This is a genomic window from Candidatus Nitrosarchaeum limnium BG20 (genome assembly GCF_000241145.1).
Taxonomy (GTDB): Archaea; Thermoproteota; Nitrososphaeria; order Nitrososphaerales; family Nitrosopumilaceae; genus Nitrosarchaeum; species Nitrosarchaeum limnae.
Map to the genome: position 1 here is coordinate 1 of NZ_AHJG01000339.1, position 3,594 is coordinate 3,594.

Genomic DNA, 3,594 nt, shown 5'->3' on the forward strand with positions numbered 1-3,594 from the left:
ATAATTTGCCATGATTTTATTGATAAATCACGGTACATTAATGTTGGTTATTTGATAATTATTTTTTTAATTAGAGTTTATTGTGGAATTAAGTTTGTTTTTGATAATTCTCTGAAATTACTCCAAATGGATTATTCAATGACATCATGATGGCATGATGTACTTCTAAATAATTTTTCATAATTTCTCTTGAGTTATCTGTGTGTGACATATGTGGTCGAAATATTGTATCAATATACATTTCATGCATTTTCAAAACACCTTGATCTATTTTTCCAAATAATTTTACTTCGTTTATTTTTATCATGTTGAACATATGGTGAACATAGTTATAGTATTCTCTATGAATGTCTGAAAATCCTTTGATATATAGGGGTAAAAATGATTCACCATTTTTTATAATTTGTTTAATATTTTTCTCGTAAACTTCTGAGATGGTATTTGTCTGATTGCTTTCTTCCATGTTGGATGGATATCTTATTTGTATAAAAGGAGTTCCTTACGTGATGTGTTTTGTATCTCTAGTGAATTTTTTCGGATCTAACTGGTAATTTTTAAACTATCGTTTTTTGCTTTTAAATTTTTTAGATTCTCTTTTTTTATATCTTCAAAGAATCTCTTGATCATTTTAATTCCTGCCACAATCTTTGGAGCATTGGTGGCTGCAAATTCTTCTCTTTCTGAGGCTGTTTTCGGTTTGTGATTTTTGTAATTTTCATAAACTTTACCCCCATCATAATCCACATATGCAATTCTAGCACTGTAATCAGTTCTTTCCAAAACTAAACTATCTCCACCAACAATTGCAGTATGATAAGGATGAACAATTAATGCCTCTGATAGCTTTTGTGAAGTTGTAATTTTTGCTGTTTGTAACTCTAAAGAATAATGATTAAAATTTACTAACAGATAAAATGTTGCCTCTGGTTTTGTGATTTTAACTCCTTCTATTTCTGCGAGTTTATTGTAAGTATACTCTCCCATGATCTCATGAATGCTTCTAGTTATTGTAAAGTACTCGTTCATTTCATCACTTATCTCAAATCCTGCAACTGCTGCATGCTGAATTGGTGTTGATACTGCAGTGTACTCTGTTGCAAGGATCTTTTTGAATTGTAATTGAAGATCTGATGCATTTTGTGGGAATATTACATATCCTAATCTGTATCCACCGGCTGCATGAGATTTTGATAACCCATTTGTTACAAATGTTCCTTCTGGGTAAATTTTTCCCATACTGACAAATTTTGAAAAATCATATGTTGTTTGGGCATAAATTTCATCTGATATGATTAAGATATTTTGCTCTTTACATACATCTGCAATCTCTTCTAACTCCAATCTATCATAAAGTAATCCTGTTGGGTTGTGAGGATTATTTAGTATCAGAATTTTCTGTCTATCTTGTAATCTTAATCCTAGTTTTCTAAGGCTGTTTGGTGAAATTTTTCTGTTAGCCCCCGTTGGTAGCATGTGGTAATTTTTTTTCAAGAGTCTAATTTGTGGAAGATATCCAAGCCATGCTGGAGTGGGTAAAATTACAGTTCCATGTAAAATCTCCAATAAATTAAAAATCAACTCTTTTGTGCCCGGTCCTACATAGATTCTCTGAGGATCTACATCAATGTCAAAATAATATTTGTTGTATTTTGATATGGCACTTCTTAACTCTGGTATTCCAGGAACCGCTGCATATGCTCCTTTACTGGCATTTTTTACTAGTTCATTTTGAATTAATTTAGGCACTGGAAACGGTGATTGTCCAAACGCAAATCCATAAAATCCAAAACTGCATTCTGGATGGTGACATTCGGAGTGAAATTCTTGCAAAAAGGTGTTTAATTTTAAATTCTCTGGTAGTTCTATGTCTTGAACTTGTTGATCAACTATGAATTCCACACCTGCTGTATTTTTAGCTCAAATATAATGATTTTATATGCTAATTGAATTATAAAAAAGAAAGAGTGGTTGCACTTAATTGAAAAGTGCTGATAACTCTACTGATACATCTACAGGATCAATCTCTGTTGGCTCAACTACATCTCCAATTAGTGTTGTATCAACCTGACCAACTAATACCAATGGAATTCTAATGTTTGCCTGCTCATTGATAATTGCAGATCTATGAAATGCAAGTGCAAATGAACCAGACTCATCAGCTATTGGTGCAAAGTAGCCATTGAGATGAACCACTACAGAATCAAATTCACTCGTTGTTCCTTTTAGAACTACATGATTGCCTCTAGCAAATCCTTGAAGATCAAATGTGACATTTCTATCTCCAATTTCAGCATCTGCTGTCCCTGATATTTTCCAACCTCTTTGACCTATTTTTCCAGCTTCGCCAGAAAGATCAAATGTTGCAGGAACTGCTTTTCCGCCGATGACTGCCCATCCGGTAACTTTTCCTGAGAATTCTAAAGATGGGACTACATTTACGTCAGTTTTTTCTGCTAGTCTATCATTTCGCAGATCTCTTAAATCATTGAGTTGAGTCTTTATGTTTTGTCTCTGCTCTTTGATTTGATCTCGAACTTGTTTTTGTTCTTTGTAGATTTGTTTGTCTTTTGTTTCAGCCGTATTAGCATTTACACTAACATCTGCATTGACATCAGCATTTACATCTGATTGTGCAAATACTGTGCTTGCTGGTGCCATTGCCACTGCCATGATAATTGCCAGTGCTGAAAACAGTTTTACGTACTTCATTATGCATCAGATCACCCGAATCTATTAAGTAATTACGAATCTTTGTTACTGATGATTGCTCTGTATTTGAGATAATTTCATAAGGTATGAAGTTATTTCCATTTTTGGCAATAGTGATTTTAATACTGATTTACGCTCAATTTCTTATTAATGTCGCTGTCCGCTGAAAAGAAAAAGAAACTCAAAGAATTGGATGAAAAACTAGAAGAAGTATTTAGTAGACATAAAACTTAATCTGAGTAAATATCAAGTTATTTAATGCATAACAAATTCGTATACCATCTTCCAGCTTGATTTTCCTTTGTTCGTTCTACCGGTTTTTTAATCCGATCTTTTGTAATTTTTAACATTTCATTAACAGTAACAGAATATGTTTTTTGCAAGAATTCATCTATATGGTAAAGACTGAATCCTGACGATGTCAATATTTCAAGAAATTCTTTTGGTTCGATTCCTGCGTTTACAAAACCTTGCGGCCAAAATTCTGTGATCAAAGTAAGTTTTTTGTTAAACTGGATAGTTTTTTTCATCCCATCTAGAGATTTTTTCTCAGAACCTTCTACATCCATTTTAATAATGTCTACTTTCAGATCTTCTGTCTTTTCTAAAAATGAATCAATGCTTATAATTTTTATTTTCTGTTTACTTCCTTTATGTTCTCCAGAACTATAGTTATATTCAAACAAACTGTGTTCTGATTTGTAAAAAGGTGACAAAAATAATTCACTATGACCGTCATGATCTGATACTGCTGCGTCTACTACTATGATATTGGTAAAACTATTTTCTACAATACTTTTTTTGAATAATGAGATGTTTTCTTTTGATGGTTCAAATGAAAATATTTTGCCATTTGGTCCTACCTTACTTCGTGCTAAAAGAGAA

Annotated in this window: 4 protein-coding genes; all 4 read right to left on the reverse strand. The window is 32.4% G+C overall.

Going from position 1 to position 3,594, the window contains the following annotated elements; all coding sequences use genetic code 11:
- Window positions 1-88: 88 nt before the first annotated feature.
- Window positions 89-463, reverse strand: coding sequence for a hypothetical protein (locus tag BG20_RS11510; RefSeq protein WP_007401244.1), 375 nt, complete (start codon window positions 461-463; stop codon window positions 89-91).
- Window positions 464-540: 77 nt separating this feature from the next.
- Window positions 541-1,899 (reverse strand): pyridoxal phosphate-dependent aminotransferase, encoded by a 1,359-nt coding sequence (locus tag BG20_RS11515; RefSeq protein WP_010195653.1) that lies wholly within the window; start codon window positions 1,897-1,899, stop codon window positions 541-543.
- 75 nt (window positions 1,900-1,974) lie between these two features.
- The gene (locus tag BG20_RS11520; RefSeq protein ID WP_010195656.1) at window positions 1,975-2,709 is read right to left on the reverse strand and encodes a hypothetical protein; all 735 of its coding nucleotides are present in this window, start codon (window positions 2,707-2,709) and stop codon (window positions 1,975-1,977) included.
- Window positions 2,710-2,960: 251 nt separating this feature from the next.
- Window positions 2,961-3,594: FkbM family methyltransferase (locus BG20_RS11525; protein WP_010195659.1), on the reverse strand; the 634-nt coding region annotated here is incomplete at its 5' end.

Coding starts and splice junctions, on each gene's coding strand:
- BG20_RS11520 (WP_010195656.1), bottom strand. CDS start 2,709: ATGAAGTACGTAAAACTGTTTTCAGCACTGGCAATTATCATGGCAGTG.
- BG20_RS11510 (WP_007401244.1), bottom strand. CDS start 463: ATGGAAGAAAGCAATCAGACAAATACCATCTCAGAAGTTTACGAGAAA.